The organism is Pseudarthrobacter sp. NPDC080039, assembly GCF_040702335.1.
Classification (GTDB): domain Bacteria; phylum Actinomycetota; class Actinomycetes; order Actinomycetales; family Micrococcaceae; genus Arthrobacter; species Arthrobacter enclensis_A.
This window is the reverse complement of record NZ_JBFBKY010000008.1, coordinates 105,147-126,931: the sequence shown is the minus strand read 5'-3', so window position 1 is coordinate 126,931 and position 21,785 is coordinate 105,147. Positions and strand designations below refer to the sequence as shown.

Here is a 21,785-nt window from a genome sequence, read left to right as displayed (position 1 = left end):
GTCAGCGGGCGCGCAGCGGCAGTGAGGGCATGCCGAGGGACACGCCCTTGGCTCCGGCGCCCCAACCGGAAGCAGGGGCTCCGCAGGAGTCGGCCTGGGACCTGTCCCAGGCGTCTCCGGCGCGCGAACGGCGCAGGCTGTAATCCTCAAGCGTCGGGTCGGCCACCAGATGGAAGGCGGCGGCCCCCGTGACGGTCACGGTCACAAGGTCCCCGGGCCGGGGTGCGGGTGCTCCGTCAGGAACCGAGAAGTGCACCAGCCGCTGGTCCTGGGAGCGGCCGGACAACCGGTGGGTCTCCTCCGACTTCCGGCCGGACTGCGCCGTGACCATGACCTCGAGCCGGCGGCCGAGCTGCTTCCGGTTTTCCTCCGCCGCGATGCGGTCCTGCAGCGCAGTGAGCCGTTCGAACCGTTCCTGGACCACGGCCTTGGGCAGCTGGTCCGGCAGGTCGGCGGCGGGCGTACCGGGGCGCTTTGAATACTGGAAAGTAAAGGCGGTGGCAAAACGCGACTTTTCCACGACGTCCAGTGTTGCCTGGAAGTCCTCTTCGGTTTCGCCCGGGAACCCGACGATGATGTCGGTGGAGATGGCCGCATCCGGGATCTGCTCCCGGACCTTGTCCAGGATTCCAAGGAACTTGCTGGACCGGTAGGAGCGCTTCATGGCGCGGAGGATACGGTCCGAGCCGGACTGCAGCGGCATGTGCAGCTGCGGCATCACGTTGGGCGTTTCGGCCATGGCAGCGATGACATCATCGGTAAACGCGGCGGGGTGCGGGCTGGTGAAGCGGACGCGTTCCAGCCCCTGGATGTCCCCGCAGGCACGCAGGAGCTTGGAGAAGGCCTGGCGGTCGCCGAACTCAACACCATAGGAGTTGACGTTCTGTCCGAGCAGCGTGACTTCGATGGCGCCGTCGTCAACGAGCGCCTGGATCTCCGCAAGGATCTCCCCGGGCCGGCGGTCTTTTTCCTTGCCCCGAAGTGCCGGCACGATGCAGAAGGTGCAGGTGTTGTTGCAGCCCACGGAGATGGACACCCAGCCGGAGTAGACCGAATCACGCTTGGTGGGGAGCGTGGATGGGAAGACGTCCAGCGATTCCAGGATCTCCAGCTGGGCTTCGTTGTTGTGCCGCGCCCGGTCCAAGAGCGCGGGGAGGGCCCCGACGTTGTGGGTACCGAAAACGGCGTCCACCCAGGGGGCCTTCTTCAGGATGGTCTCGCGGTCCTTCTGGGCCAGGCATCCACCCACGGCGATCTGCATGCCGGGGTTGGCGGCCTTCACAGGGGCCAGGATGCCGAGGTTTCCGTACAGCTTGTTGTCGGCGTTTTCCCGGACAGCGCAGGTGTTGAACACCACGACGTCGGCATGTTCGCCCTCCGCGGGGACGTAGCCGGCGGCCTCGAGCATGCCGGACATCCGCTCCGAGTCGTGGACATTCATCTGGCAGCCAAAGGTGCGTACTTGGTAGGTGCGCGGCTGTTCGTCTCCGGAGCGCGGAACGGCCCCGGCTTCGACGGAGGGGGTGGCGCCGGATTGGGGGGAAGGAATGGTCAAACTCACCCGTTAAGGGTACCGGCTTTGGGCGCCCTGTTGGTCGGGGTCCAGTTGGGAATCGAGGACCTCGTTCACGATCCGGAACGCCTGGGACGGCTGGTAGCCCTTTCGTGCCAGCATGGAGGCCAACCGCCGGACGGCCTTGTCCCGTTCCGTGGGATCGGACAGGTCCGTCCCGCGCCGGAGCTTGCGCTCGACGAGGCCACGCGCTGCGGATGCCTCGTCGGCGTCGGTCAGTTGTTCAAGCGCTGACGCCGCGGTTTCCTGGTCGATGCCTTTTACGGCGAGCTCGCGACGGAGGGCACCCTTGGCCAGCTTCCGCGATTGGGACCGGCTCCGGACCCACATATCAGCGAATTCGGCATCGTCGATGAGGCGTACCTCCTGGAACTTGTCCAGCACCGCCTCTGCCACGTGCTCCGGAACATTCCGTTCGGCCAGTTTCCTGGCCAGCTGCAGCCTGCTTTTGGGCGACGCTGTGAGCTGCCGGTACACGATGGCCTGGGCCACAGCGTAGGGGTCCGGCTCCGCATCGACCACCTGCGGATCCTCGGGCGCGGAAAAGCCGTCCGCCGGCCCTGTCGGGAGGCCGGCGGAGCGGGCTTGCCGGGAGCGTGATCCAGCCAAGGGCTAGAACCCGTCGACGGCTTTCAGCTTCGGCGCATCCTTGGAGTCGTCTTCGGCGGGCTTTACGCCAACCCCGAGCTTTTCCTTGATGAGGCGTTCAAGTTCCGCGGCAAGCTCCGGGTTGTCGCGAAGGAACCGGCGGGAGTTTTCCATGCCCTGGCCGAGCTGGTCCCCGTCATAGGTGAACCAGGAGCCGGACTTCTTGATGATGCCGTGCTCGACGCCCATGTCGATGATGCCGCCTTCGCGGGAGATGCCCTGGCCGTAGATGATGTCGAACTCGGCGACCTTGAAGGGCGGGGCCATCTTGTTCTTGACGATCTTGGCTTTGGTCCGGTTGCCGACGGAATCGGCGCCCTCTTTGAGGGTCTGGATCCGGCGGACGTCGATGCGGACCGAAGCGTAGAACTTCAGCGCCTTACCACCGGTGGTGGTTTCGGGGGAACCGAAGAAGACGCCGATCTTTTCGCGGAGCTGGTTGATGAAGATGGCAGTGGTCTTGGTCTGGCTCAGGCGCCCCGTGATCTTACGCAGCGCCTGGCTCATGAGCCGCGCCTGGAGGCCAACGTGGCTGTCGCCCATGTCGCCTTCGATTTCAGCGCGGGGCACCAGGGCAGCAACGGAGTCGATGACGATAATGTCCAGCGAGCCCGAGCCCACCAGCATGTCCATGATTTCCAGGGCCTGTTCGCCGGTATCCGGCTGGGAGACCAGGAGGGCGTCCGTGTCCACGCCAAGCTTGGCGGCGTAATCCGGGTCAAGGGCGTGTTCGGCGTCGATGAAGGCGGCGATGCCGCCGGCGCGCTGCGCGTTTGCCACCGCGTGCAGGGCGACGGTGGTCTTACCGGAGGATTCAGGGCCGTAGATCTCGATGACGCGTCCGCGCGGGAGTCCGCCAATGCCAAGGGCGACATCCAGCGCGATGGAACCGGTGGGGATGGTTTCGATCGGGGCACGGACTTCGTCACCCAGGCGCATGACCGAGCCCTTGCCGAACTGCTTGTCAATCTGGGCCAGCGCTGCTTCCAGCGCTTTTGCACGATCCGGGGCTGCCGCCATGGTTGACACCTCTAATGCTTTCTCGATGGTGGCCTTCGCGGCCGTTGTGTTGGTCATCTCTGACGCTAAGGGGACCCACTGACATTCCGGCCGGCGCACGACGGCTATGTGGATAAACCCAATGAAAAAAGCATAGCGTTATCCGAACAGGTATTCGAAGAGTCCAGGTCCTGCGGCGTGTCCGACCGGGGGCGCCGCTAGTCCCGCCGTGGTGCGATGTCCCGCCCCAGCCGCCGCTCCGCCGGCACGTCCTGGACATCGCAGACAGCAAGCCAGACCTTGCGCGGCTCGACGCCGGCGGCCAGTGCCTGGTCCGCGGTCCGCCCACCTACGCCGGCAAGGACCAGGGTGCTGCTCAGCACGCGGGAGTACCCCGCGCCGAACTCGTCATCCATCAGACGCCAGTACTCGCTGATTCGCATCGGTAAATCCTCTCATGATTGGGAACCATAGAATTGTCGCCATGAGTACTCCCCCGGATGTCCCGCCGCGGCAGGATGCGGACGGCGATGCCGCCGATACAGCACTGCAGAACGTCGAACACCAGATCAGCCTCTTCTGGCGGCGGGCTCGGGCCATTTCCAACCAGCTGTCACGCGAGGTCCACCCTGACATGGAGCCGGCAGCCTACGGCCTCCTGACGGTTATCCGCAGGGAGGGACCCATCCGCCTTACCGAGCTCGCCATGAACATCGGTGTGGGCAAGCCCTCAGTGAGCCGCCAGATCGCCTTCCTGGAGGGGCTGGGGCTGGTGTCCAAGGAAGCGGATCCGCTGGACCGCCGGGCCCAGTCCATCCGGCTGACGCCCAAAGGCGAGGAGAAGATGCACCAGGTCCAGGACGCCCGGCGCCAAGTGTTCCAGGAGCGCCTGCGCGAGTGGCCGGTGGAGGACCTGCAGGAGCTGGCCCGCTACATGGCAAAGCTGAACTCCACCTATGAACGTGACGGCTTCCTGCGGGAAGCCGCGCCCGCATCGCCGCCCCAGGAGGCATAGAAGAACAGCAGGAAAGCGTACAGCAGGAAGCCCCCGGGCTGGTGAGTTGCTCACCAGCCCGGGGGCTTCCTGCAATACAGGGACCGCCTGTGCGGCGGCTGCCTGCCTTTAGCGGGCTCCGGAGAGGAGGCCCGTGGAAAGTTCGTCGTTCAGTTCAGTGTTGAGGTCGCGTTCCAGGTCGCGGCCGTAACGCTGGGAGAATTCCTGCGGGACGGTGTCCGGAACGGCCACGCCTTCGGCTACTGCCACGCGGTCGCTGACCTCGCGGAGCATGCTGGACAGTGGAACATCCAGTGCCGAGCAGATCGAGGACAGGAGCTCCGACGATGCTTCCTTCTGGCCGCGCTCCACCTCGCTGAGGTATCCCAGGGAGACGCGGGCGCTGTGCGAAACTTCACGGAGCGTACGCCCCTGACGCTGGCGGACATCGCGCAGGACATCACCGATTTCGTGACGAAGTACTACCATCTTGCGCTCCTTCTGTTCGCTCTTAGCCTGTTCGGCGAGGCCCACATCCTTCCAGCGGACAACGCCGTTTACGGATACGGGCTGCTTTACCATCTGTATCGCCTTGCTCCCTCATTGGTCAGGTCCGCCGCGGGGCGGACCGTCGTGGTCATTTCATCCTAGGCGCCCCCGCTCTCCGGAAGCGACACAATGTAATAACTAATCGGTACCGGCTTTTGTTCCCGCCAACTTTACGCGCGGTAACTTCGGCGCCGGAACGTCAGGAGGACAGGGCTTCGAGAAGCCGCTCCAGGGCTGCCGCGCAGGCACTGGCGCGGATGTCGGGCCTGGTGCCAGTGAAGGTATATTCAAACCCTGCCGCTCCTGCGGCTGTGGCGACTCCGATGTAGACGCGTCCCACGGGCTTGCCGTCGTGGGCGTCAGGGCCGGCCACGCCGGTGGTGGAAATCCCGACGTCGGCGCCCAGGGCTGTGCGCGCACCCGCCGCCATGGCCCGGGCGACGTCGGGGTCGACTGAGCCCACGCGGGCCAGCAGTTCGGCGGGCACGTGGAGCACGGAATCCTTAACCGAGTTCTGGTAGGCCACCACTCCGCCCTGCAGCATGCCGGAGGCGCCGGGTGTGTCCGCAAGGACCGCGGAGACCATTCCCGCCGTGAGCGACTCAGCAGTGGCAACAGTCTGCCCGGACTCCAGCGCCTTCCGGACAGCATCCCGGGCCAACTGGTGGAGGTTGCTCATGCCTGTTCCTGCCCTTCCGCGGTCCGGGCCTGCCTGCCCTTCGCGCGGAGGCGCAGGGCTTCAATAACGTATTCCACGCCCGTCCACAGCGTGATGGCCACGGCAGCCATCATGACTGCGAATGCCACCCAGGACATCCACGGGGCGAATGATCCAAACGGCAGAAGGTAGAGGAAGATTGCCGCGGTCTGCACCACGGTCTTAAGCTTGCCGCCGCGCGAGGCAGGAATGACCCCGTACCGGATTACGAAGAAGCGCAGGGCCGTGATGCCCCATTCCCGGACCAGGATCACCAGGGTGGCCCACCAGGGCAGCTCCCCCAGCAGGGACAGCATCACCAGCGCCGAGCCGGTGAGGAGCTTGTCCGCGATGGGGTCGGCAATCTTGCCGAAGTCGGTGACGAGGTTGCGGCTCCTGGCGATGTCGCCGTCGAGCTTGTCCGTATAAATGGCGACGGCGAAAGCCGCCACCGCGGCCCAGCGCCAGGGCCCGGAGGTGCTGTGCAGCCCCGGCGCGTCGGCCACGAGGAACCACACGAAGAACGGGACCAGCGCGATGCGGATCATGGTCAGGACATTGGGAAGGTTCCAGACCCCGGCACGGCCCTGGCCGGCGGCGGTTGCATCGGTGCTAGTCACGTTTCTAGGCTACCGGCCTAGCGCCCGGTGAGGGACCATGCGTCTTCGGAGCCGTCGCCGTCGTCGCCGTAGCCGCCGGGCGCTGAGTCGGAGCCGTCGTAATATTCGACGTTCTGCTTCCGCTGGTTCAGGTCGGCGGCCACCAGGTCTTCGGCGTAGCCGCCCTGGGCGATGTTGGCGTTGGCGTTGTCGCTGAGCGCGGCGGTCTGCGAGTCAGGCGCTGCCGGGGCCTCCTGGCCCTTCATGGCGGCGAGGACGGCGGCGAGGTCATCCGGTTTGACCAGCACGTCGCGGGCCTTTGAGCCTTCGGACGGACCCACCACGCCGCGGGATTCGAGCAGGTCCATGAGCCGGCCGGCCTTGGCGAACCCGACGCGGAGCTTGCGCTGGAGCATCGACGTGGAGCCAAACTGCGTGGTGACCACGAGTTCCGTGGCCTGCAGCAGCACGTCGAGGTCGTCCCCGATGTCGTCGTCGATCTGCTTCTTCTCAGCTTCGGGCGCCACGTCGTCGCGGTAGACGGCCTGGAGCTGTCCCTTGACGTGCTCCACCACCTTGTGGATCTCCGATTCCGAGACCCAGGCGCCCTGGACGCGCATGGCTTTGGAGGCGCCCATCGGCAGGAACAGGGCGTCACCCTGGCCGATGAGCTTCTCAGCACCGGGCTGGTCGAGCACCACGCGGGAGTCGGTCACGGAGGACGTGGCGAACGCCATGCGGGAGGGTACGTTGGCCTTGATCAGGCCGGTGACGACGTCCACGGACGGGCGCTGGGTGGCCAGCACCAGGTGGATGCCGGCGGCACGCGCGAGCTGGGTGATGCGGACGATCGAGTCTTCAACGTCGCGCGGTGCCACCATCATGAGGTCAGCGAGTTCGTCCACGATCACCAGCAGGTAGGGGTAGGGCCGGATGACGCGCTTGGAGTCCACGGGTGGGTGGACCTTGCCGGCACGGACCGCCTTGTTGAAGTCGTCGATGTGCTTGAAGCCGTAGTTGGCGAGGTCGTCGTACCTGGCGTCCATTTCCCGCACCACCCACTGCAGCGCCTCGGCGGCCTTCTTGGGATTGGTAATGATGGGTGTGATCAGGTGCGGGACGCCTTCATAGGCGGTCAGTTCCACGCGCTTGGGGTCCACCATGACCATTCGGACCTCGTCCGGGGTGGCGCGCATCAGGATGGAGGTGATCATCGAGTTTACGAAGGACGACTTACCGGCGCCGGTGGCACCGGCCACCAGCAGGTGGGGCATCTTGGCCAGGTTGGCCACCACGTAGCCGCCCTCCACGTCCTTGCCCACGCCCATCACCATGGGGTGGTCCGTGCGCCGGGCGTTCTGGCTGCGGAGGACGTCGCCCAGCGAGACGGTTTCGCGGTCCGTGTTGGGAATCTCGATGCCGATGGCGGACTTGCCCGGGATGGGGCTGAGGATACGCACGTCGCTGGAGGCCACGGCGTAGGAGATGTTCTTGGACAGGGCCGTGACCCGCTCCACCTTGGTGCCCGGTGAGAGTTCGATCTCGTAGCGGGTGACGGTGGGACCGCGGCTGAAGCCGGTCACGGTGGCGTCGACGTTGAATTGCTGCAGTGTATCGGTCAGGGCAGCGACGACGGCGTCATTGGCCTCCGTGCGCTCCTTCGGGATCGAGCCGGGAGTGAGATAGTCCGAGGCAGGGAGGGTGTACGTGACGTCGCCGGCGAGCGAGAGCTGCTCGGTGCGCTGCGGGATGGGGACGGGCGGTGGGGCGGGTGCCACGGGGTTGGAAGGAACAGTGGGCGCGGCCGCGGGCTTGCCGGGAGCAGCGGCACCGGGGATGACCAAGGGGATGGCCTCCGTGGCGTTCTCCGCGGGCGCGGGCGCGCCGGCGCCCAGGCCTTGGGCGGCCTTGATCTTTTCGACGGCGATCTCCGCCTGGGTGGGCCGCCGCACGCCGGGAGCCGGCCGGGCAGGTTCCTGCTCGTCGTCGTCAATGACGGCGTGCTCGAAGGCCTCGTCCCCCACGTACCCGTCCAGGCCGGCGCCGGGCTCCTCATCCTTGCCGAAGAGCCTGCGCTTCTTTTTCTTCGGTGCAGCAGGCGGCGTCCGCTCCAGGTAGCTCCGGTCATGGGTTTCCCCGCGCCGTTCATCGTCATCCATCAGGTCGATGCCCATGAGGTGCTCGTAGGCCCCGCGGAGCCGCCGCGGGATGGCCGTGAACGGGGTGGCCGTGATGATCAGCAGCGAAACGAAAGCCAGCAGGGAATAGAGGGCCACGGGCACGGCGGGATGGATGGCGGCCAGCGGCGTGGCCGCCAGGAAGCCGAGCATGCCGCCTGCTTTGCGGAGTCCATCGAATCCGTCGGCCACGGTGGGCTGGCCGCCGAGGATGTGTGCCAGCCCGCAGCCGGCGAACGTCATGATCAGGAAGCCGATCCCTACCCTGTTGTTGCCGCGGCCGTCGGAGGGCTGCCGGAACAGCCGGAAGGCGCAGACGAAGAGCATGAGCGGCAGCAGCAGGGAGATCCAGCCGAAAGTGCCGTTCACCACGGCGTAGACGGCATCCGGGAACCAGCCTTTCAGACCCCACCAGGCAAAGGTGGCGATGAAGACACCAAGGGCCAGGTTGAACAGGGCGGCACCGTCGCGGCGTTCGTCAGAGGGGAGGTCGCTGACGTCATGGCCAATGCGGCGCACTCCCCCGCCCACCAGGTGCCCCACTCCCAGCCAGGCTCCGCCCACCACGCGCAGCAGCCAGGGCTGGTGGTGTTCGACGGCGGGAAGCTGGCGGGTGCGTGCGGTGGTTGATGACCCGCCACGACCTGCCTTGGCGGCGGTGGTCCCGGCTCCGCGGCCGGTGGAGCTCCCGGACCTGCTGCCGGAGCTGCCCCTGCCGGTACCTTTGGGCGCGGAAGTAGTACGTGTGGCCATAGTAGCCACGCTACCGGAAACACCCGGTGATTCCGGGGATATCGGGCTTCCCGGGCCAGCCCGGCGGGATGCGCGAAGGGCCCGGTTCGAGGAGAACCGGGCCCTTCGACAGAGCGCGTTCCGGGATTACCGCGGGGAGGCCTGTCAGGCTTCCAGCACCACCGGGATGATCATGGGCTTGCGGCGCAGCTTGCGGTTGACCCACGTGCCTACCACGCGGCGCACCACCTGCTGGAGCTGGTGGCTGGTGTGGTCGGCGTGGTTCTGGACCGCTTCCTCCAGGGCCGCGTTGATCTTGGGGATGATGTCGTCGAAGACCGAGTCGTCCTCGGCAACACCGCGGGCATGGATTTCAGGGCCGGAGACCACCTTTCCGGTGGCGCGGTGGATGACCGTGATAATGGAGATGAAGCCTTCGTCGCCCAGGATGCGGCGGTCTTTGAGGTCGGCGTCGGTGATTTCGCCCACGCTGGAGCCGTCCACGTAGACGAAGCCCACTTCCACCTGGCCGACGATGTCTGCCTGGTGGTCCCGGAGGTCAATGACGGTTCCGTTGTCCGCAAGGATGACGCTCGCTTCCGGGACGCCGGACTCGATGGCGATCTTGCCGTTGGCGATCAGGTGCCGGGTTTCGCCGTGCACGGGCATCGCATTCAGCGGTTCGAGGATGTTGTAGCAGTAGAGCAGTTCACCGGCTGCGGCGTGGCCGGAAACATGGACCTTGGCGTTGCCCTTGTGGATCACGTCGGCGCCGAGCTTGAGGAGTCCGTTGATGATCCGGAACACCGCGTTTTCGTTGCCGGGGATGAGGCTGGAGGCCAGGATGACGGTGTCGCCGTCTCCCACCACCACCCTGTGGTCGCCGTTCGCCATCCGGGACAGGGCAGCCATGGGCTCGCCCTGGGAACCCGTGGACATCAGCACCACGCGGTTGTCCGGCAGGTTGTCGATGTTCTTGATGTCGACGATCAGCCCGGAAGGTACGTCCAGGTAGCCCAGCTTTTCGGCTATGGCCATGTTCCGGACCATGGAGCGGCCCACGAACGCAACCTTGCGGTTGTGCTTGGCAGCGGCATCGAGGACCTGCTGCACGCGGTGGACGTGGGAGGAGAAGGACGCCACGATGATGCGCTTGGTGGCCTGGCCGAAAAGCCGCTCCAGCGTTGGGCCGATTTCCTTCTCGGCAGTGGTGAATCCCGGGACGTCGGCATTGGTGGAATCGGACATGAAGAGGTCCACGCCTTCTTCACCCAGCTTGGCGAAGTGGCGAAGGTCGGTGATGCGTCCGTCCAGCGGCAACTGGTCCATCTTGAAGTCGCCGGTGTGCAGGACCGTGCCGCCCGCAGTGCGGAGGAACACGGCCAGGGCGTCCGGGATGGAGTGGTTGACGGCCACGAACTCGCATTCGAAGGGCCCGAACTTCTCCACCTGGCCTTCCTCGACGGTCAGGGTGTAGGGGCGGATGCGGTGTTCCTGCAGTTTTGCCTCGATCAGGGCAAGGGTCAGCTGCGATCCCACCAGGGGGATGTCGTTGCGCAGCTTCAACAGGTATGGCACAGCGCCGATGTGGTCCTCATGCCCGTGGGTGAGGATTACGGCCACGACATCGTCCAGTCGGTCCTCGATGTAGGAGAAGTCGGGCAGGATCAGGTCAACGCCGGGCTGGGTTTCCTCGGGAAAGAGGACGCCGCAGTCCACGATCAGCAGTTTGCCGTCGATTTCGAACACGGACATGTTCCGGCCGATCTCCCCCAGTCCGCCAAGCGGAACGATCCGGAGCGTGCCCTGGGGCAGGCGCGGAGGGGTGACAAGGCCGGTAAGGGCAGTTTGGGTCATAGTGCACTACTTTCCAGGCGGAAGGGTGCCGGTCTTAGCCTCAGGAGAAGACCAGCCCCGCCTCCGCCAAATCCCCGCGGATGGTTTCGATCTCGGTTTCGTCCGGCTCCACGAGGGGCAAACGGACAATCGAGTTGGGCAGGACTCCCTGCCATTTAAGAATCTGTTTGGCCGCCACGGCCCCCTGGACACGGGTCATCGTTGCGCGGACCACGGGCTGCAGCTCGAAGTTGATCTTGCGGGCAGTCCCAAGGTCGTTGGCGTTGACGGCGTCGATAAGCTCGCGGAAGCGTCGGGTGGCCACATGCGTAGTGACACCCACCAGGCCGACAGCGCCCAGCGCCATCCAGGGAAGGGTCAGTCCGTCGTCGCCCGAGTAGAACAGGAGGTCGGTTTCGGCCATGACGCGCGTGGCGGCGGTGAGGTCGGCCTTGGCGTCCTTGACGGCGACGATGTTGGGGTGCTGCGCCAGGCGGATCATGGTGTCCGGTTCGATGGGAATGGAGGACCGGCCCGGGATGTCGTACAGCATGACGGGCACGTCCACGGCCGAGGCGATGGTCTCGAAGTGGGCGCGGACCCCGGCCTGGCTGGGCTTGTTGTAGTAGGGGGTCACCAGGAGGAGGCCGTCGACGCCGAGGGCAGCAGCCTGCTGGGAGAGGTGCACCGAGTGCGCGGTGTCGTTGGTGCCGGTGCCGGCAATGATGGCCGCCCGGCCGCCCACCGCATCCTTGACGGCGCGGAACATGCCCAGGTTTTCCTCGTCCGTCAGCGTGGAGGTTTCACCGGTGGTGCCGGTGACCACCAGGCCGTCACAGCCGTCGTCGACCAGCTTGCTGGCGAGCGCCGCCGCCTGGTCATAATCCACAGCGCCGTCCTTGGTGAACGGCGTGACCATGGCGGTCAGGAGGGTACCGAGGGCAGGGATGTGCGCGGAAGAGTCAGCCATGGAAAAAACGTTACCCTGTTCCCAGCTGGTTAGGACAATGCCACGGGCGTGACGAGCGTCAAATACGATGCTGCCGCGAGCCCGGCGGGTTGGTCCCGGCGTGGCAGTAGCGGCCGACGGCGGCCTGCCGGAGGTCCTCGGCCCAGGCCGCCAGGCGCTGGGCTGCCCGCACATAGTGGAACAGCTCCGTGGGAGTCAGAGCATCGATGTCCGTTTCCGACAGCCGGCGGGCGAGTTCCGCCCCCTCCGGCTGGGCGGCCAGGCTGATGCCCTCCCGTTCCCATTGGACGTCCTCGGCCGGACGGCCGGAGACGAGCTGGCGGAACAGATAGTCCACGACTCCAGGACTCATCGCCTTCAGCAGGCCGTCCCCGGTGCCGGATTGCTCCAGCGGCACGTGAACGGGACCGGGCAGCAGGTTCCCGGGCAGCGGACGACCCTGCGCGTGGGCTCCCTCGGATCCGGGGACTGCGGATGATGGCGTCTTCATGCCAGCAATGCTATTCGAACATATATTCGAATACAAGGCTCCTGTGCCCGGTCCCGGCCTTCGTGGCCGGCGGGGGACCTGGTTGACAACGGCGGCGCCGGCGCATGTGAGACGATCTGGTCATGACGTCCCGATCCCCGGCCACCCGGTCCCGGAAACTCCCGAGCCGGCAACAGCCGGGGCGCCTGCGGGGCATCGACGCCGCCCGGGGCCTGGCGCTCCTGGGCATGATGGCCACCCATCTGCTGCCGACCTTCGAATCAAACGCCACCCTCACCCCCACCTGGGTTGGCCTGACATTCTCAGGACGCGCCGCGGCGCTCTTCGCAGTTCTCGCCGGGGTGGGACTGGCGCTGTCGACCGGAAAGAACAAGCCCGTGGAGGGCCCTGAACTTTCCGCCGCCCGCCGCGGGGTGGCCCTGCGCGCCCTGGTACTTGCCGTCGTCGGACTTACCCTGGGCGGCCTGGAAGTGAACGTGGCCATCATCCTGGTCCACTACGCCGTGCTGTTCCTCTGCGTCCTGCCATTCCTGGGACTGGGGGCGAAGCGCCTGTTCGCCTGGGCCGCAGGCTGGCTCCTGGCGTCGCCGGTGCTCGCTTACCTGCTGCGGCCCTGGCTCCTTGCGGCCGAGCCGCCCCTGAAGCTGGGCCACAATCCGAACTGGGAAGACCTGGGGACGCCATTCCGGCTGCTCGCGGACGTATTCCTGACCGGGTATTACCCGGTGCTGCAATGGCTGTCCTATCTCCTGGTGGGGCTGGCCATCGGACGCCTGGTCCTCACCAGGGCACTGGTTCCCACACTGCTGCTGGTGGGCGGGACGGTGGTGGCCGTGGCCGCCAGGACGCTCGGTGTGGCGGCCATGGAGGATTGGGGTGGCCGGGCAGCGCTCGAGAAGGTCCTCAACTCGCCGGGGTATCCGCTGGCCAGCGTGCTGCAGGTCAACCTGGCCGGATTCCCCCAGGACGGCTCGTGGTGGTGGCTGGCGTCGGCCGCACCCCACTCAGGCACCACGCTTGACCTCCTGCACACGTCCGCGGTTGCGGCTGCTGTCATTGGGGCATGCCTGCTCCTGGGACGGCTCGCCGAGTGGGTGGACCTGGACCTTCTGCTGCCGTTGCGGGGTCCGGGTGCCATGACGCTCACGCTGTATGCCGTTCACGTCTGGGTGGTCTCCGGCTTCTACCTCAAGCCCCTGCCTGCAGGCTGGACCGAGGACGGCATGTACTTTGCCCACGCCGCAGCTGCCATCATGATTGGCATGCTGTTCGTGGTGCTGAAACGGCGGGGGCCCCTTGAATGGCTGGGCCACTCGGCGAGCCTGGTGGGACGGGGCGGGTTCAAAGCATTGCAGTGATTCATGGACCAGCACGGGGAAGAGGGCCAACCTCCGGCCCTGGCAGACTGGCAGTAGTGACCGGTTGCCAGCGTGGGTCCGGCTACTTCGCAGTCAGGGTGAAAGCGGACGCCTGATCGCCATAGTCGTCGTTGATAACCACCTTGACCGGACCCTTCTTTACGTCGAACGCAATGACGCCCTGGCGGGCATCGCCGGCGCCGACTTCATCCGTGGGCAGGGCTCCCAGCCCGTTATCGAGGTAAACCAGTTCGCCTTCCTTGCCGTCGGCGTCGTAGACCATAAAATTGGAGGGGCTGGAAAAACTGGTGCCGGTCAGCGTCTCCCAGGAGACCTGGATGGCGAGGAAGCCGCCGTTCTTCGGCTGCAGGTAGTCCATGCCCGGAATCTGCGCCGTGTAGATCGAGTCGAGGACGCCGATCTTCACCGTGTTGCCCTCCGAGACGGTAGCCACCACGGAGTTGGCACCGGCGGCGGATCCACCGGACGGAGCAGGTGCGGCCTGCGAGGCCGAAGGAGGCTCCGGCGCAACAGGGGTCTTGCGGGCATCGATGGCCGCGCCAACCATGGCGAGGGATGCCATGGCCAGCAGGATTCCGATGATGATGCTCACCAGCCACAGGACGGCGGTGATGATCCAGGCTTTCTTTTTGTTTTCCTGGTAGCCCTCCAGCGGACGGCCGTCTTTGTCCCGGGTGTTTCCGGTCAGGGTCATGATCAGGTCCACAATGGCCCAGATGCCGGCGCCTCCGCCGGTCAGCAGCTTGGCAACGGCCGTACCGGTCTTGCCCAGGTAGAAGCGGTCTGCACCAAAAGAGCCGAGGAGGAGGGACAGGAGCCAGGTGGTCATGAAGGACTTGCCCGGTTCCCCTGGGTAGGGGCCCTGGTTGTACGGGCCGGGCTGGTACTCCCCCTGCGGGCCTGCCTGGTACTGCCCTTCATAGGGTGCCTGCCCCTGGAAGGTTGACGGCGCCGGCGGAATCGGCGGTGCCGACGGTCCGCTGTGTGGCGCGTTGGGATAGTTCGGGTGGCTCATTGATCGTCCTTCACGGAGGTGCGGGTGCGGGTGCGCAAGCGAGGTTCGGGGGACGATCGTGGCGGCATGGCCGCCAACCCCATTTCCGCCCCCAAACCGGAAAGTATTGCCTACCGAACATACCGTGGACGGCAAAGAACCGCGATGGGCAGAAATGCCCATCGCGGTTCCCAAGCTGCACCTCCTGCAGCGGCGGCTAGGACGCGGCGGTGAAAAGCCTCACGGCGTCGCGCATGGACGCCCGGGCACGCTTGCGGTCCCCTGCGGCGTCATAGGCGCAGCTCAGCCGGAACCAGGAACGCCAGTCGTCGGGTGCGGCCTCGGCTTCGGCGCGGTATTTCTCAAACTCGGCGTCTGCCGCCGCCCGGACGATCCGGCCGCCGGGGGTGCGAGGGAGTTCGTCCACGGGCAGGCCGCCTTCGGCCTCCAGGACCTTGGCCATCTGCTCCGTGCGGGCGCCGAACATCAGCTCCCGGATCAACGCCCACGCCCCGATGATGGGCAGCACCAGGTAGGCAGCGCCAATGGCCTTGGCTGTCAGGTTGCTGTCCGACAGCAGCAGGAGGGACCGCTGGAAAGAGACCACCAGGTAGAAGACCAGCAGCAGCGTCACCGCTCCCACCCAGATTTTGGTGCGGTTCTTCCGGAAGCCGGCGGCGAGCCCGTTCACGGCCTAAAGCCCCAGGTCCAGGTAGCCGTCCAAACCAACGGTGAGGCCGGGGTGCGCGGCGACGTTGCGGATGCCCAGGAGCACGCCCGGCATGAAGGAGGCGCGGTCAAAGGAATCGTGCCGCAAGGTCAGCTGCTCGCCCGGACCGCCCAGGAGCACCTCCTGGTGGGCCACCAGGCCGCGGAGCCGGACGCTGTGCACCCGGACGCCATCCACTTCGCAGCCGCGGGCGCCGGCACGCTCGGTGGTGGTGGCGTCAGGACTGGGCGGCACATCCGCCGCTTTGCGTTCCGCGGCGATCAGCTGCGCGGTGCGGACGGCCGTGCCGGAAGGGGCATCCACCTTGTCCGGGTGATGGAGTTCGATGATTTCCACGGACTCGAAGTATTTGGACGCCTTCGCGGCGAACGCAGAGGCCAGGACGGAGCCCAGGGCAAAATTCGGTGCGATGAGGACGCCCGTCTCCGGGTGCTCCGCCAGCAGCGATTCCAGCCCGGACAGGCGCGCTGCGTTCCAGCCGGTGGTGCCCACTACGGCGTGGATGCCATGCTCGACGGCGAAGCGGACGTTCGCTTCGGTGCTTTCGGGAACCGTCAGGTCCACCAGGTATCGGGCACCCGATCCGGTCAGCTGCTCCAGCGAATCACCCCGCCCCAGGGCTGCGACGAGCTTCATGTCGGGCGCGGCATCGATGGCCTTGACGGCCTCGGCGCCCATGCGTCCATTGGCGCCCAGGACGGCCACCAGCTTGGGTGCGGAGTGTTGTTCGGTCATGCCGTTAAGCCTACCGGCGGGACGGTCGCGGGCAGGAACCGTGGGCTGTGCGTTACCTCGCAGGCGACATTCGGCGCGTGCCGCGAAGAATCAGCCGCCTGCGCCGACCCATTCCACTGTGCCGTCCGAAAAGAACTGTTCCTTCCAGATGGGCACTTGTTCCTTGACGCGGTCCACCAGTTCGGAGCAGACGGCGAACGCCTGCCCGCGGTGCGCCGCAGACACCGCGCACACCAGTGCCGGGTCTCCGATCTCCAGCATCCCGATCCGGTGCGCTGCCCAGATCCGCACAGGCTGGCCGGCCCCGGCACCGTTTGCGGCGTCCTGCTCGGCAACCAGGCGCGCGACGACGTCGGCCATCACCTGATGCGCCGTGGGATGCGCACTGTAGCTGAGGCGCTCGACTGCCTTGCCGCCGTCGTGGTTGCGCACCACCCCGCTGAAGCTGACTACCGCTCCCGCGGTGTCGCTCTCCACAGCGGCGATCGCCTGGTCCACGGAAATCGGTTCTGCGCTCAGGACTGCCCTGACAACCTCGAATGCTTCAGTGCCCATGTCCGCCTTCCAGCTGGTCGCACAGATGGCCGATCAAAGGGTCCAGGACGCTGAGCCCGTCCATGACACCCTTGGGCGAGCCGGGCAGGTTCACAATGAAGGTGTGCCCATGGGCGCCGGCGTAACCCCGGCTCAGGGCAGCCAGCGGGGTCTTGGCAGCCCCGGCATGGCGGATTGCTTCCATGATCCCGGGGATTTCCCGGTCCAGCAGCGGCAGCGTGACGTCGGGCGTGCGGTCATCCGGGCTGAGGCCGGTTCCCCCGCTGGTGATCACGACGGCGGGATGCTGGGTGAGGAGGGCGCGGATGGCGGCACCGACCGGCTCGCCGTCCGGGACCACCATGGCCGGAAACACCTCGAAGCCGTGCTCAGTGAGCCAGTCGGTGATGACCGGGCCGGTTTCATCGTCGTAGATGCCGGCGGCGGCGCGGGTGGAGGCGATCACGACGCCGGCCTTCCGCCCCTGCACGTCCCCGTGCACGTGCGGCTCAGCCGCGTTGAAAAGTGAGGTCACAGTGCCCAGTCTCCGCTCTTGCCGCCGCTCTTGGCCAGCACCTTGATGTCCGTGAGGACGGCATGCTTGTCCACGGCCTTGATCATGTCGTAAACGCTGAGCGCCGCCACGGAAGCCGCGGTCAGGGCCTCCATTTCCACCCCGGTGACGCCCCGGGTCTTGACGGTGGAGCTGATGGTGACGGCGGCCGGACCCAGCTCAAAGTCCACTGTGACCTTGGACAGCGGCAAAGGATGGCAGAGGGGGATCAAATCCGGCGTCCGTTTGGCGGCCATGATCCCGGCCACACGGGCAACGGCCAGCGCGTCGCCCTTGGGGAGTCCGCCGGTGCCCAGGAGCTGCATGACCTCGGTGGTGGTTTGGACGGTGGCCGTCGCGGTGGCCTCCCGGGTGGTCTCGGCCTTGGCGGAGACATCCACCATCTGGGCACTGCCGTCCTGGCGCAGGTGCGTCAGCGCAGGGGTATGTTCTGCATTCACAGCATCCATACTTCCACCTCATCGCCGGCCGCGAGCTCCGTTACGCCCGCAGGGACATGGACCAGGACGTTGGAGCCGGCGAGTGCGTGCATCAGGTGCGAGCCCTCGCCCCCTTCAAGCTGCACGGTCCCGCCGGGCCGCAGGGTTCCGCGGCGGACCTGGTGCTTGTCCGCGGGGGACGTGAGGGGCCCGGCCAGGCGGGCGCGCAGCGGCAGCCGGGACGCGGGAGCCCCCAACAGCGCCGAGAGTGCCGGGCGGAGGAACATTTCGAAGGACACCAGGCAGCTGACCGGGTTGCCGGGAAACCCAAGGAAAGGGACGCCGTCGAACGTTCCCACTCCCTGGGGACCGCCCGGCTGCATGGCCACATGCAGGAATTCAACGGGCTGGTCCGCCATGGCCTGCCGCACCACTTCATAGGCGCCCTTGCTGACCCCGCCCGTCGTAAGGATCAGGTCGGCGCCCTGGCCTTGCGTCCGCAGGAGCGCCCGCAGGTCTTCCGGGCTGTCGGTGGAAATGCCCGCACGGCGGACATTGAGCCCGGCCTGCTTCATGGCCGCTTCCAAAAGGGTTCCGTTGGAGTCGTAGATCTTCCCTGGCGGGAGCGGGGAGCCGGGTTCCACCACTTCGTCCCCCGTGGTGACCAGCAGGACGGTCACTGCCTTGTACACCCGCACCTCCGGGATGCCCAGGGCGGCGAGCAGGCCCAGCTGGGCCGGACCAAGGCAGGTGCCTGCAACCAGGGCGTGCTCCCCTGCCTCGATGTCGCTGCCGGCGGAACGCACGAAGGTGCCAGCGGCGGCGGGCGGCAGTTTCACCGTGCCTGCGTTGCCAGGGTCCAGGAAGCGGTCCGGTACGGCCCGTTCGACGGGCACGACGGCGTCGGCCCCCGCCGGGATCATGGCACCGGTCATGATGGGCGCGGCCGTCCCCGGCTCAAGCGGCTGCGGGCTGGACCCGGCTGGAACCGGGGGCATGATGCGCAGCCCGGCACCGCCGTCGGGAATGTCTCCTGAACGTACCGCGTACCCGTCCATTTGGGAGTTGGCGAACGGAGGAAGGCTGATGGGCGCGGCGACGTCGCCAGCCAGGCCCCGGCCCAGTGCCTGGGTCAGCGGCAGGCTTTCGGTGCGGTCCGCCGAACGCAACGGGCGGAGAAGCTGTGCGACGGCCGCGGCATGGTCTGCGACAGACCGCGCACGTGCAGCACTGCTGTGGGGGTGGCTGGTCATGAATACGCCTTTGGTCGCGGCCGTCAGGATTTCACGTCAACTCTAACCGTGTGGAATCCCGTGGCCCCGTCAGGTGCGGGGGGCCGTGACGTTTCGTCCTGGGGCCGGCCGTCCAGGCCCGTGGCGCGGACCTGTACCTCGTACTGGCCCGGGGTGAGGTCAACCGCCAGCTTCCACTGGTACCAGGTGTCCACCGAGATGCCGGAAGCGAGCTCCGCCTCCTTCCAGGGTCCCCTGTTGATCCGCAGCTCAACAGCCCTGATGCCGGTGTGCTGGGCCCAGGCGACACCTGCGAACACCACGCTTCCCGGGTTGGCGGGACGCCCGCTGCGGGGAACGTCGATGCGGGATGAGATCTTGATGGGGCCGCGCTCGGACCACCCGCGCGGAGTCCAGTACCCGGCGTCGTCCGCGAACCGGGTGACTTTGAGTTCTGTCAGCCATTTGGTGGCAGAGACGTAGCCGTAAAGTCCGGGCACAACCAGCCGGACCGGGAAACCGTGCTCAAGCGGCAGGGGTTCACCATTCATGGCGACGGCGAGCAGGGCATCCCGGTTGTCGGTGAGGACTTCCAGGGGCGTCCCGGCGGTCCAGCCGTCGGTGCTGCGGGAGAGGACCATGTCCGCGCCCGGCTGCGGAACGGCCTGGGCGAGGAGGTCGCGGACCGGCCACCCGAGCCAGCGGGCGTTGCCGATCAGGTCCCCGCCAACGCCGTTGGAAACGCAGGCGATGGTGATGTGGCGTTCCGTCAGGGGTTTCGCCAGCAGGTCGGAGAAGGAAAGCTGGACTTCCCGGGCCACCATCCCTGTGACTTTGAGGACCCAGGTGTCCGGGTTCACCGCCGGAACGGAGAGTGCCGTGTCGATCCTGTAAAAGTCGCGGTTTGGCGTGACGAGCGGGGTTACGCCTGCCACGCCTGACTCGGCACCGGCCGGGATGGACGGCGCCGGTGATGCCGGTACCGGGAGGCCGATGCGCGCCCTGGCTTCGCTGACGGCAGCAGCGGCGCCGCGCCAGATTCCTGCCACCACGCCGCCTGCAGCGGAAGCCGCTGCGGTAATGGCAAAGGCCTGGAGGAAGGTCCGGCGGGAACCCGCGGCCGCGACGCTTTCCCCGTCCTCTGCGTCTTCCCACCCGTGCAGCCTGCCCACCAGGAACCGCAGGAGTACGACTGCGACCACCGCAGCCACGAGCGGGCAGATCAGGGCCGGCAGGGTCATTTGGGAACGCGTCAGGACCGCGGCCGCGCCCGCCAGGCCGAAGATGGCCACCACCGAGGAACCGGCGAACCGTCTTCGGAACTCAAGGACTCCGGCAAGTGCGGCCAGTGCGGCGATGACCAACGCCATGCCCGCCAGGAGGGCTGCCTTGTCTGCCGTCCCGAAGAGCGAGACCGCCCAGTCTTTAACGCCCGGCGGGACTGCATCGATGACGGCCCCGCCAACAGCGGTCAGGGGTGAAAGGGACGGGCTGGCGAACCCGGCCACCAGCTCTCCCGCTGCGACGCCCCCGCCGGCTGCGACTATCCCGGCGGCGGCGGCCCAACCGCCCACGCCGCGCCGGACTGCCTGTTGCCGAACGGGACTGTCCGCCCGCTCCCCAAGCCGTGCGCCGTCGTCGTCCGACCCCTGCTTTTGCCGGGAAATGTTCACACCTTCAGCATAGGTTCGCCGGCGGTCCCCCGGGGCGAATCGGGGCCCTTGGCCGGGACTCGGCCGGATCTGCGGAAGTCACGGCTGTGATGGGCGGCTCAACGTGGCGTAGCCTGAATTTATGAGTGTCCAGCTAGGCATGCCCCAGCCGCGGGAGGAAGCAGCATCGGCGCTGCCCGCCGTTCCCGCGCGCCGGCCTGCGGATGCGCCTGCTGGACTGGTGGACCGCTATGGACGCCGCGCCACGGACATGCGGTTATCCCTGACCGATAAGTGCAACCTCCGCTGCACGTACTGCATGCCAGCTGAAGGCCTGGAATGGCTGGCAAAGCAGGCGGTGATGTCGGCGGCGGAAATCGTCCGGATAGTGCGCGTCGGCGTGGACCAGCTGGGTGTCCGCGAACTGCGGCTGACGGGTGGAGAGCCGCTGGTCAGGCATGACCTGGTGGAGATCATCGCTGCCCTGCGGGCCAACCACCCGGACCTCCCGATTTCCATGACTACCAACGCTGTTGGGCTGGCGAAGAAGGCGGCGGCGCTCAAGGACGCCGGCCTGACGCGCATCAACGTCTCCCTGGATTCGCTGCATGAGGAAACGTTCACCAAGCTGACCCGCCGACCTTTCCTGGACCAGGTCCTGGCCGGCGTTGACGCCGCCTGGGCTGCGGGCCTTGGCCCGGTCAAATTGAACGCCGTTCTGATGAGGGGCATCAATGATGCCGAGTCGCCGCAGCTGCTGGCCTGGGCCCTGGAGCGAGGGTACGAACTGCGGTTCATCGAGCAGATGCCGCTTGACGCCGACCACGGCTGGACGCGCCGCAACATGATCACCGCGGCTGAAATCCGCGGATTGCTGTCCCGCGACTTCGTCCTTAGCCCCGATCCCCGCGAACGTGACGGTGCCCCGGCGGAACGTTTTGAGGTACGACGGCGGGCGGAAGGTTCGCTGGACGCCGACGGACCGGTTTTGGGAACAGTGGGCATCATTGCCTCCGTGACTGAGCCGTTCTGCTCCGACTGCCGGCGCACCAGGATCACCGCCGAGGGCAAGATCATGAGCTGCCTGTTCTCGCGGGAGGAGTTCGATTTGCTGGGCCTGCTTCGCTCCGGTGCCAGCGATGACGAGCTGGCCCAGCGGTGGCAGGACGCCATGTGGATCAAACCTAAAGCCCACGGCATGGACCATGTGGGCCTGGACGCTCCGGACTTCGTCCAGCCGGACCGCAGCATGAGTGCCATCGGGGGCTGACG

The 21,785-nt window shown here is 66.9% G+C and carries 22 protein-coding genes; 3 read left to right on the top strand and 19 right to left on the bottom strand.

Annotation, left to right across the window (positions count from 1 at the left end; translation table 11 throughout):
• Position 1: 1 nt before the first annotated feature.
• The 4 genes from miaB to AB0313_RS11650 form a co-directional block, all read right to left on the bottom strand.
• Positions 2-1,561 (bottom strand): tRNA (N6-isopentenyl adenosine(37)-C2)-methylthiotransferase MiaB, encoded by a 1,560-nt coding sequence (miaB, locus tag AB0313_RS11665; RefSeq protein ID WP_366305640.1) that lies wholly within the window; start codon positions 1,559-1,561, stop codon positions 2-4.
• A gap of 3 nt (positions 1,562-1,564) precedes the next feature.
• Complete coding sequence (locus tag AB0313_RS11660) at positions 1,565-2,065, bottom strand: regulatory protein RecX (protein ID WP_366305695.1); 501 nt, start codon at positions 2,063-2,065, stop codon at positions 1,565-1,567.
• Positions 2,066-2,185: 120 nt separating this feature from the next.
• Entirely contained in the window at positions 2,186-3,241 is a 1,056-nt protein-coding gene (recA, locus tag AB0313_RS11655) for a recombinase RecA (protein ID WP_141946226.1), read from the bottom strand.
• 197 nt (positions 3,242-3,438) lie between these two features.
• The gene (locus AB0313_RS11650; RefSeq protein ID WP_141940786.1) at positions 3,439-3,663 is read right to left on the bottom strand and encodes a DUF3046 domain-containing protein; all 225 of its coding nucleotides are present in this window, start codon (positions 3,661-3,663) and stop codon (positions 3,439-3,441) included.
• 41 nt (positions 3,664-3,704) lie between these two features.
• Between AB0313_RS11650 and AB0313_RS11645 the strand changes: the two genes are divergently transcribed.
• Entirely contained in the window at positions 3,705-4,235 is a 531-nt protein-coding gene (locus AB0313_RS11645) for a MarR family transcriptional regulator (RefSeq protein WP_366305637.1), read from the top strand.
• A gap of 108 nt (positions 4,236-4,343) precedes the next feature.
• Here AB0313_RS11645 and AB0313_RS11640 read toward each other — a convergent pair whose 3' ends face one another.
• The 7 genes from AB0313_RS11640 to AB0313_RS11610 form a co-directional block, all read right to left on the bottom strand.
• Positions 4,344-4,796: a helix-turn-helix transcriptional regulator gene (locus AB0313_RS11640; protein WP_018771597.1), complete on the bottom strand. Its 453-nt coding sequence runs from the start codon at positions 4,794-4,796 to the stop codon at positions 4,344-4,346.
• Between the two features lie 166 nt (positions 4,797-4,962).
• Entirely contained in the window at positions 4,963-5,442 is a 480-nt protein-coding gene (locus AB0313_RS11635) for a CinA family protein (RefSeq protein ID WP_366305635.1), read from the bottom strand.
• Positions 5,439-6,080 (bottom strand): CDP-diacylglycerol--glycerol-3-phosphate 3-phosphatidyltransferase, encoded by a 642-nt coding sequence (gene pgsA / locus AB0313_RS11630; protein WP_141940783.1) that lies wholly within the window; start codon positions 6,078-6,080, stop codon positions 5,439-5,441. The genes AB0313_RS11635 and pgsA overlap by 4 nt, the downstream gene beginning before the upstream one ends.
• Before the next feature lie 17 nt (positions 6,081-6,097).
• On the bottom strand, positions 6,098-8,989 hold the full coding sequence (locus AB0313_RS11625; RefSeq protein ID WP_366305633.1) for a DNA translocase FtsK 4TM domain-containing protein: 2,892 nt from the start codon (positions 8,987-8,989) through the stop codon (positions 6,098-6,100).
• Positions 8,990-9,133: 144 nt separating this feature from the next.
• Positions 9,134-10,825, bottom strand: coding sequence for a ribonuclease J (locus AB0313_RS11620; protein ID WP_141940781.1), 1,692 nt, complete (start codon positions 10,823-10,825; stop codon positions 9,134-9,136).
• Positions 10,826-10,865: 40 nt separating this feature from the next.
• On the bottom strand, positions 10,866-11,774 hold the full coding sequence (gene dapA, locus AB0313_RS11615) for a 4-hydroxy-tetrahydrodipicolinate synthase (protein WP_141940780.1): 909 nt from the start codon (positions 11,772-11,774) through the stop codon (positions 10,866-10,868).
• A gap of 58 nt (positions 11,775-11,832) precedes the next feature.
• Positions 11,833-12,264 carry a hypothetical protein gene (locus AB0313_RS11610; RefSeq protein WP_366305631.1) on the bottom strand — a complete coding sequence of 144 codons (432 nt, stop codon included), beginning with the start codon at positions 12,262-12,264 and terminating at the stop codon, positions 11,833-11,835.
• 122 nt (positions 12,265-12,386) lie between these two features.
• On the opposite strand from AB0313_RS11610, the gene AB0313_RS11605 reads away from it, so the two are divergent.
• The gene (locus AB0313_RS11605) at positions 12,387-13,622 is read left to right on the top strand and encodes a heparan-alpha-glucosaminide N-acetyltransferase domain-containing protein (protein WP_366305629.1); all 1,236 of its coding nucleotides are present in this window, start codon (positions 12,387-12,389) and stop codon (positions 13,620-13,622) included.
• Positions 13,623-13,704: 82 nt separating this feature from the next.
• Here AB0313_RS11605 and AB0313_RS11600 read toward each other — a convergent pair whose 3' ends face one another.
• The 8 genes from AB0313_RS11600 to AB0313_RS11565 all read right to left on the bottom strand — a co-directional run bounded on the left by AB0313_RS11600 (position 13,705) and on the right by AB0313_RS11565 (position 20,435).
• On the bottom strand, positions 13,705-14,658 hold the full coding sequence (locus AB0313_RS11600; protein WP_366305627.1) for an NINE protein: 954 nt from the start codon (positions 14,656-14,658) through the stop codon (positions 13,705-13,707).
• Between the two features lie 196 nt (positions 14,659-14,854).
• Positions 14,855-15,328, bottom strand: a complete 474-nt coding sequence (locus AB0313_RS11595) for a hypothetical protein (RefSeq protein ID WP_141940777.1) — start codon at positions 15,326-15,328, stop codon at positions 14,855-14,857.
• 3 nt (positions 15,329-15,331) lie between these two features.
• The gene (gene dapB, locus AB0313_RS11590) at positions 15,332-16,102 is read right to left on the bottom strand and encodes a 4-hydroxy-tetrahydrodipicolinate reductase (protein WP_366305625.1); all 771 of its coding nucleotides are present in this window, start codon (positions 16,100-16,102) and stop codon (positions 15,332-15,334) included.
• A gap of 90 nt (positions 16,103-16,192) precedes the next feature.
• Positions 16,193-16,657 (bottom strand): molybdenum cofactor biosynthesis protein MoaE, encoded by a 465-nt coding sequence (locus tag AB0313_RS11585; RefSeq protein ID WP_366305623.1) that lies wholly within the window; start codon positions 16,655-16,657, stop codon positions 16,193-16,195.
• Positions 16,647-17,171 carry a MogA/MoaB family molybdenum cofactor biosynthesis protein gene (locus AB0313_RS11580; protein WP_141940774.1) on the bottom strand — a complete coding sequence of 175 codons (525 nt, stop codon included), beginning with the start codon at positions 17,169-17,171 and terminating at the stop codon, positions 16,647-16,649. Before AB0313_RS11580 ends, AB0313_RS11585 begins: the two co-directional genes overlap by 11 nt.
• The gene (gene moaC / locus AB0313_RS11575; RefSeq protein ID WP_141940773.1) at positions 17,168-17,659 is read right to left on the bottom strand and encodes a cyclic pyranopterin monophosphate synthase MoaC; all 492 of its coding nucleotides are present in this window, start codon (positions 17,657-17,659) and stop codon (positions 17,168-17,170) included. The genes AB0313_RS11580 and moaC overlap by 4 nt, the downstream gene beginning before the upstream one ends.
• A complete protein-coding gene (glp, locus tag AB0313_RS11570; protein WP_366305621.1) occupies positions 17,647-18,882 on the bottom strand; it encodes a gephyrin-like molybdotransferase Glp in 1,236 nt (411 codons plus the stop codon). Before glp ends, moaC begins: the two co-directional genes overlap by 13 nt.
• A 23-nt stretch (positions 18,883-18,905) precedes the next feature.
• Positions 18,906-20,435: a molybdopterin-dependent oxidoreductase gene (locus tag AB0313_RS11565; protein WP_366305693.1), complete on the bottom strand. Its 1,530-nt coding sequence runs from the start codon at positions 20,433-20,435 to the stop codon at positions 18,906-18,908.
• Between the two features lie 220 nt (positions 20,436-20,655).
• On the opposite strand from AB0313_RS11565, the gene moaA reads away from it, so the two are divergent.
• Positions 20,656-21,783, top strand: coding sequence for a GTP 3',8-cyclase MoaA (gene moaA / locus AB0313_RS11560; RefSeq protein WP_366305619.1), 1,128 nt, complete (start codon positions 20,656-20,658; stop codon positions 21,781-21,783).
• The last annotated feature ends 2 nt before the right edge of the window (positions 21,784-21,785 follow it).